The organism is Burkholderia sp. Ac-20379 (genome assembly GCF_017104645.1).
GTDB lineage: Bacteria > Pseudomonadota > Gammaproteobacteria > Burkholderiales > Burkholderiaceae > Burkholderia.
Genome location: NZ_JAAGPF010000325.1, coordinates 1 through 8,292 on the forward strand (window position 1 = coordinate 1; position 8,292 = coordinate 8,292).

Here is an 8,292-nt window from a genome sequence, read left to right on the forward strand (position 1 = left end):
TGTCGCCGGCTCGCCGGACGACTGCACGCGCCACGCGCCCCAGCCCGCCACCGCCACCAACGCGACGGCGATCAGTGCGAACAGGCCCTTGCGCGAACGGCCGGCCGACGCATTGTCAACCGGCGATTGTTGAGACACCCGCCCTTCGAGATTGGCGAGAATACGCGAAGCGTTTTGCCCGCCCGACTTGCCCGGTTCGGATAGCAGACTCGGCGGGGCTTTACGATTTGAATCTTCCGGCGCACTCATTCAATGTCTCGTTGAATCCTGGGTTAATTCGCCGCAATAATATCGTCCGGCCGATTCGAAGCAGGCCTGATTCTAAGAGCAAGCCTTCTAAAATACAATGGATTGTAAAAACCGGGGTTTTCTGTGATTGCCGTCGTACTGATCGCGTATTTCGCCGTCGCCGTGCTGATCGCCGCCGTGCTGTTATTACCGGGCGTGAGATCGCAGGTTTTTTCCACCGTCACGCAATTTCACGGGCGATTAAGCCGCCGCGTTTCCGATCGCGCCACACGTACTCGCGGTCATATCGTTAAATCGGCAAAAATTTCGCAGACTTCATTAAATGAACTGCAAAAATTACTGATTCGCCGCCGCTTGCTGATTATCTGCGCGACAGGTATTCTTGCGACGCCTCCGTTGATCGCGATTGCGTTACGAGGTCGGCAATTATTCCAATACGATGACACCATACGCGTTCCCGACGAAAAGATCGCCGCGCTTTTGCAAGGCGAACAGCTCGTCCCGCCGCCGCCGCTGCCTCCCGAAGTATTCGCCACGCGCGAAGTGGAGCAGATCCGGCCTGCGCTGAAGGATGCGAGTCGCGATTGGAATTTGCTCGATCCGGATTTCCGCACGCGCCTGTTGCTGGTCTACAAGATCATGCACGAGCAATACGGGTACGAAATGGCGCTGCTCGAGGGTTATCGAAGCCCGGAACGGCAGAACCGGCTCGCGGCGATCGGCTCCAACGTGACCAATGCGGCCGCGTATCAGAGTTATCACCAGTTCGGCCTGGCCGCGGACAACGCATTCCTGCGCGACGGCAAGCTGGTGATCTCCGAAAAGGATCCGTGGGCCATGCGCGGTTATCAGTTATACGGACAAGTCGCCGAGCAGGTTGGCTTGACCTGGGGTGGCCGATGGAAAATGATGGACCTCGGCCACGTCGAATACCATAAACCCGGTTTCAAACTGGGACATCCGCCGCCGCAATGACGGCGCGGAACACCTGAGGGCGGTATGGGGCAGATGAACGACAAGGCCGGACCGAAAACCGGCCATCCGCATCGAGAGGGGCACCGCGCCGCGCGCGCGGCCGCCGCTCGTCGCGACGCATCGGAACGGGCACGCCCCGGCCGTTCCCGACCCACCCTCTTCTCCCCTTGCGCAGGACATTCAGCGTGACGTCACGTACGGCCGTCACGCTGTCGGCGCACGCGCGCCATCGCTTCGCCCCATTGATTCGCACCGGAACCTGACCGTCCTATGCAACGCTTCCTCAACGTGTTGACTCACCCGCGCACGCTTTCGATTTTCGGGTTCGTCGCGCTCGCCGCCATTCTGTTCATCGCGGCGGACGCCCTGCAGATCAGCTTCGGCTATCCGCTCGCGATCCTCGGCGTGATCCTCGTGCTGTGGCTGTTCGTGCTGCTGATCAAGCGGCTGCGCATACGCAGCGCGAACCGCAAGCTCGGCGACATGCTCGAGGAGCAGGCCGAAGTCGACAAGGCCGCGGCCGCCTCGGTCACGCCGGTCGAGCCGGCCAAGGCCGCCGAGATCGACACGCTGCGCGCGCGGCTGGTGGATACGGTCAAGACCATCAAGACCTCGAAGATCGGCCAGGTGTCGGGCGGTCAGGCGCTCTACGAACTGCCGTGGTACATCGTGATCGGCAACCCGGCGGCCGGCAAGAGCAGCGCGGTGATCAACTCGGGGCTGCAATTCCCGTTCGCGGACAAGAACAGCGCCGTGATCCACGGCATCGGCGGCACGCGTAACTGCGACTGGTTCTTCACCACCGAGGGCATCCTGCTCGACACGGCGGGCCGCTACTCGGTGCACGAGGAAGACCGCAGCGAATGGCTCGGCTTCCTCGGCCTGCTCAAGAAGCACCGCCCGAAGGCGCCGATCAACGGCATCATCGTCACGGCCAGCATCGCCGAGCTGACGGGCAGCCGCCCCGAATTCGCGATCAACCTGGCGAAGAACCTGCGCCAGCGCGTGCAGGAGCTGACCGAAAAGCTCGAAGTGTTCGCGCCGGTGTACGTGATGTTCACCAAGGCCGACCTGATCACCGGCTTCACCGAATTCTTCAGCAGCACCGACCGTCAGGAATACGACCGCGTGTGGGGCGCGACGCTGCCCTACGAGCCGGACGAGAAACGTGACGTGGTGGCGCAGTTCGACGAGCATTTCGAGGAGCTGTACGACGGCCTCAAGGAAATCAGCGTCGCGCAACTGTCGATCAGCCGCGGCAACCTGCTCTCGCCGGGCCAACTGAGCTTCCCGCTCGAATTCGCGTCGATCAAGCCGACGCTGCGCGCGTTCCTGGCCACGCTGTTCGAAACCAACCCGTTCCAGTACAAGCCGATCTTCCGCGGCTTCTACTTCACCAGCGCGCTGCAGGAAGGCGAAACCAACAGCGCCGCCGCGCAACGCATCGCCACGCGCTTCGCGCTCGAGGGCGACACGCTGCCGAAGCCGCCCAGCGCGTTCTCGAAGAACGGCTTCTTCCTGCGCGACCTGTTCTCGAAGGTGATCTTCGAGGATCGCAAGACGGTGCGCCAATTCGCCAGCCCCGCCAAGACGCGGATGCGCTATGCGACGTTCTTCGGCTTCGTCGCCGCGCTCGCGCTGGCGCTGGGCGGCTGGACCTGGTCGACGATCGGCAACCAGCAACTGGTGTCGAACGTGCAGGCCGATCTCGACAACATCGCCAAGCTCGAACAGAACCGCAACGATCTGCAATCGCGCCTGCAGGCGATGGACATCCTCGAGGATCGCATCGAGCAGCTCGAGCAGTTCCGCCACGACAAGCCGATCTCGGTGTCGCTCGGCCTGTACCAGGGCGACCGCCTGGAAGAACGCCTGCTGACCGAGTACTACAACGGCGTGCGCCAGATCATGCTGACGCCGGTGGCCGACAACCTGGCCGCGTTCCTGAAAGACGTGGACGCACACCCCGACCAGCTCGCGCCGATGACGCGCGCGCCGGAATCGGGCGCGGTGCCGGTGTCGGACAAATCGCCGATGCAGCCGCAATCGCAGGGCGGGCTGTACAACGACGCGTCGCCGACCAACGTCGAGGACGCCTACAACGCGCTGAAGACCTACCTGATGCTGTCGGACAAGCGGCACGTCGAGCAGGCCCACCTGACCGACCAGATCGCCCGCTTCTGGCGCGGCTGGCTGGAAACCAATCGCGGCACCATGCCGCGTGACGAGATGATCCGCAGCGCCGAGCGCATGATCACGTTCTATCTGTCGCGCGTGCAGGACAACGACTGGCCGATGATCGACGCGAACCTCGCGCTGGTCGACCAGACCCGCGAGAACCTGCGCCACGTGGTGCGCGGCATGCCGGCCCGCCAGCGCGTGTACGAGGAAATCAAGGCGCGCGCATCGACGCGCTACGCGCCGATGACCGTCGCGCGCATCGTCGGCGAGGACAACACGGGCCTCGTCGCCGGCAGCTACGCGATCCCCGGCACGTTCACGCGCGATGCGTGGTTCGACTACGTGCAGCCGGCGATCCGCGACGCGGCCACCAAGGAACTGCAGGCCAAGGACTGGGTGCTCAACGTCGCCTCGCAGGACGACCTGACGCTGGAAGGCAGCCCCGAGCAGATCCAGAAGGTGCTGGTCGGCATGTACAAGACGGAATACGCGCAGCACTGGCAGAAGTTCATGCAGGGCATCGCCGTGCAGAACTTCGGCAGCTTCGGGCAGGCCGTCGATGCGATGAACAAGCTCGGCGACCCGCAGGATTCGCCGATCCGCAAGGTGCTCGACACCGCCTACGAGCAGACCTCGTGGGATAACCCGTCGCTCGCCAACGTCACGATCAAGAAGGCGCAGACGGGCGTGGTGAACTGGGTCAAGCAGTGGTTCGAACGCAAGCCGGGCGGCCAACTGGCGGCCAACATCGACATCAACGGCAACCCGGTGGAAGCGCCGATGGGCCCGATCGGCCAGGAATTCATCGGCCTCGGCCGGATCGTCCAGACCCACGACGGCGGCCAATCGATGCTGAAGGGCTACATGGACACGCTGTCGAAGGTCCGCACCCGCTTCAACGTGATCAAGAACCAGGGCGACCCCGGCCCCGGCGCGCGCCAGCTCATGCAGCAGACGCTCGACGGCAACGGCTCGGAACTGGCCGATTCGCTGAAGTACGTGGACGAGCAGATGCTGACGGGCCTGACCGATTCGCAACGCAAGTCGCTGCGTCCGCTGCTGGTGCGCCCGCTGCTGCAGGCGTTCCAGGTGGTGATCCAGCCGGCCACGGTCGAAGTCAACAAGGTGTGGAACGCGCAGGTCTACCAGCCGTTCCAGACCTCGCTCGCGAACAAGTATCCGTTCTCGGCCGGCGCGAAGATCGAAGCCGGCGCGGGCGAGATCGCGCAGGTGTTCGGCCCGGACGGCTCGATCTCGAAGTTCGTCGGCACCACGCTCGGGCCGCTCGCGGTGCGCCGCGGCGACACGCTGACGGCCCGCACCTGGGGCGACATGGGCCTGTCGCTGACGCCGGACTTCACGGGCGGCTTCGCGAGCTGGGTCGCCCCGCTCGCGGGCGGCGCGGCCGGCGGCGGCGCGGCGTCGTCGTCCGAACCGCAGACGGTGTTCCAGATCCTGCCGCAGCCGAGCAGCGGCACGACCGAATGGACGCTCGCGATCGACGGCCAGCAGCTGCGCTACCGCAACACGCCGCCGCAGTGGACCAACTTCGTGTGGCCGAACCCGGCCGGCTCGCCGGGGGCGACGCTGAACGCGACCACCTTCGACGGCCGCACCATCACGCTGGTCAACGAACCGGGCCGCTACGGTCTCGAGAAGCTGATCAACTCCGCGCAGCGCACGCGCCGCCCGGACGGCACCTTCGACCTGACCTGGGCGCAAGGCGGCGTGAACGTGGCGGTGACGATGCGCATCATCAGCACCTCGCAGCCGACCGGCGGCAGCGGCAGCAACAGCGACGCGCCGCAGCAGCAGAGCCTGCGCGGCCTGCATCTGCCGTCGTCGATCGCCAACACGAGCGCAAGCGGCGCCGTCAACGCGACGGCGCTGGCACCGGCCGGCACGTCCGGCGTCGCACCGGCCGCCGCGGGCGCGGCCGTCAACGCATCGAACGCACAGGGGGCGCAATGACGCAAACGGTCCAGGCGCAGATCGCCTACTTCGGCAAGATTCCGTCGCGCGGCGATTTCGTCAAAAGCGCGCACAACCCGCAACTGCTGCAAACGCTCGACCGCTGGATCGCGCAGGCGATGGAACTGCTGGCGGACGACCCGCGCTGGAAGCTCGTCTACGAGAACGCGCGGCCGATGCACTTCGCGTTCATCGGCTCGCGCAGCAAGCTCGCGATCGCCGGCCACATGGTCGCCAGCCACGACGCCTCGAACCGCCGCTTCCCGTTCCTCGCGGCCACCGCGCTCGAGGTGGATCGGCCGCTGACGTTCATCGCGCGCAGCCCGCTTGCGTTCGCGCGGCTCTGGCAGCGCGCCGCCTCGCTGATGAAGCCCCTGCTCGGCAAGGACGAGCCGCCCGGCGCGCTGCAGGCGCTCGGCGACGCCACCGTGCCGATCGAGACGGGCGGCCCCGGCACCGCGCACGACGGCACGTTCAACGATTTCGTCGAGCATCAGTCGCTGTTCGGCCTCGAACAGATGCTGCTGGCCAGCGGCCACCCGGTGAAGCTGCGCGGCGCGATGCTGGCGCTCGGCTCGCTGCTGCGCCCGGTGATGCAGAGCGGCTCGTCGCACATCGAGCGCGGCCTGACGCTGCCGCTGCCGGTGGATCCGTTCTACCGCACGCTGGTGGCCGGCTTCTGGATGGAACTGCTCGCACCGTTCGTCTCGCGGGCCGATTTCGAGCTGGCGATCTTCATCGGCACGATCGCCGAGCGCGAGCGCCTGATCATCGGCTTCAACGGCGCGTCGGCGCGCACGCTGCACAGCGTGGTCGACCCGCAAACGTACTCGCAACACAACATCGACATCGACGATCCCGAATGGATCGACGCCCATGCGCAACAAGACCCCTCGATCAGCAAGCTCGTCAGCTACCTCGAACAACCGCAACTGTCGCTGCGCGTGGCCATCGACACGTTCCGCGAAGCGTTCGTCGGAGGGGCCTGACGTCATGACGAATTCCGTGTTCCCGCGCCGCCGCTCGCTGCCGTCCGGCACGGCGGCGCTCGGCGCCCTCTCCGTGCTGGCGCTGCTGGCCGCGCCGCTCGCGGCGCGCGCGCTCGAACCGCTTCCCATCATCTGACGCTCACCAACGAGGACCGACCGATGCGCCTTGGCGTTTGCTATTACCCGGAGCACTGGCCCGAAGCCATGTGGAAAGACGATGCCGCGCGCATGAAGGCGCTCGGCATCGAGCAGGTGCGAATCGCCGAATTCGCGTGGAGCCGGATCGAGCCGTCGCCCGGCGAATTCGACTGGGGCTGGCTCGACCGCGCGATCGACACGCTCGGCGCGGCGGGCCTGCAGGTGGTGATGTGCACGCCCACCGCGACGCCGCCGAAATGGCTGATCGACCGCCATCCCGAGATCCTGCCGGTGGGCGCGGACGGCCGGCGGCGCGCGTTCGGCTCGCGCCGTCACTACGATTTCTCGTCGCCCGATTACTTCGAGGCGTCGCAGCGGATCTGCGAGGCGGTGGCGCGCCGCTACGGCCAGCATCCGGCCGTCGCCTACTGGCAGACGGACAACGAATACGGCTGCCACGGCACCGTGCTCAGCTATTCGCCGGCGGCGGTGGCGCGCTTCCGGCTCTGGCTGCGCGCGCGCTACGGCACCGTCGACGCGCTGAATCGCGCCTGGGGCACGGTGTTCTGGAGCATGGAATACCGCAGCTTCGACGAGATCGACGCGCCGATCGGCACCGTCACCGAGGCGCAGCCGTCGCATCGGCTCGATTACCGCCGCTTCGCCTCCGACGAGGTGCGCCGCTACAACCGCATGCAGGTGGACATCATCCGCGCGCACTCGCCGCAGCGGCCGGTGGCGCACAACTTCATGCAACTGTTCGCGGAGTTCGATCATTACCCGGTGGCCGCCGATCTCGACGTGGCGAGCTGGGACAGCTACCCGCTCGGCGCGCTCGAGGAGCAGTGGTACGCGCCCGACATTAAGGCGCGCTACCTGCGCACCGGGCATCCCGATTTCGCGTCGTTCAATCACGATCTGTATCGCGGCATGTCGAAGCTGCCGTTCTGGGTGATGGAGCAGCAGCCGGGGCCGGTGAACTGGGCGCAATGGAACCCCGCGCCGCTGCCGGGCATGGTGCGGCTCTGGAGCTGGGAGGCGTTCGCGCACGGCGCCGGCTGCGTGTCGTATTTCCGCTGGCGGCAGGCGCCGTTCGCGCAGGAGCAGATGCACGCGGGGCTGAACACGCCCGACAACCGGCTCGACGTGGGCGGCAGCGAGGCCGCGCAGGTGGCCGATGAACTGCGCGCGCTGCTGGCCGAACACGGCGACGACGCCACGGCGGCCGTGCCGGCCCGCGTTGCGCTGCTGTTCGACTACCCGGCCAAATGGCTGTTCGAGATCCACCCGCAGGGCGCCGATTTCCACTATCCGCGCTTCGCCGTGGAGTATTACTCGGCGCTGCGCTCGCTCGGCTTCGACGTGGACGTGGTGCCGGCCGACGCGCCGCTCGACGGCTATTCGATGATCGTCGTGCCGCCGCTGCCGATCGTGTCCGAGGCGCTGGCGCAGCGGCTCGCGGCCAGCGGCGCGCAGGTCGTGCTGGGGCCGCGCACCGGCTCCAAGACGCCGAGCCTGCAGATCCCCGCGAACCTGCCGCCCGGCACGCTCGCCGCCGGCCCGCTGCCGATCCGCGTCTGGCGCGCCGAATCGCTGCGGCCGAACGTCGAGGAGCCGGTGCGCTTCGCGGCGGCCGACGGCGACGCCGCGTTCGACGGCCGCGCGCGCCACTGGCGCGACCTGCTCGACGCGAGCGGCTTGCGCGAGATCGGCGCCGAAACCCGCGCGCACTACGGCGACGGCCATCCGGCCTACGTGCGTCACGGCGCGTTCCACTACCTGCCGAGCC

Annotated in this window: 5 protein-coding genes and 1 pseudogene; 5 read left to right on the forward strand and 1 reads right to left on the reverse strand. The window is 66.8% G+C overall.

Going from position 1 to position 8,292, the window contains the following annotated elements:
- Positions 1–249: pseudogene (locus G3N92_RS27600) on the reverse strand (phage tail protein); the annotation flags it as partial.
- A 123-nt stretch (positions 250–372) separates the two neighbouring features.
- Between G3N92_RS27600 and G3N92_RS27605 the strand changes: the two are divergent.
- The 5 genes from G3N92_RS27605 to G3N92_RS27620 all read left to right on the forward strand — a co-directional run.
- A complete protein-coding gene (locus G3N92_RS27605) occupies positions 373–1,224 on the forward strand; it encodes a M15 family metallopeptidase (protein ID WP_206130755.1) in 852 nt (283 codons plus the stop codon).
- Positions 1,225–1,494: 270 nt separating this feature from the next.
- Positions 1,495–5,376, forward strand: a complete 3,882-nt coding sequence (tssM, locus tag G3N92_RS27610; RefSeq protein ID WP_206130756.1) for a type VI secretion system membrane subunit TssM — start codon at positions 1,495–1,497, stop codon at positions 5,374–5,376.
- Positions 5,373–6,365: a type VI secretion system-associated protein TagF gene (tagF, locus tag G3N92_RS27615; RefSeq protein ID WP_206130757.1), complete on the forward strand. Its 993-nt coding sequence runs from the start codon at positions 5,373–5,375 to the stop codon at positions 6,363–6,365. The genes tssM and tagF overlap by 4 nt, the downstream gene beginning before the upstream one ends.
- 4 nt (positions 6,366–6,369) lie before the next feature.
- Positions 6,370–6,501: a hypothetical protein gene (locus G3N92_RS35390; protein WP_277396201.1), complete on the forward strand. Its 132-nt coding sequence runs from the start codon at positions 6,370–6,372 to the stop codon at positions 6,499–6,501.
- A gap of 23 nt (positions 6,502–6,524) precedes the next feature.
- On the forward strand, positions 6,525–8,292 hold a 1,768-nt coding region (locus tag G3N92_RS27620; protein WP_206130758.1), incomplete at its 3' end, for a beta-galactosidase.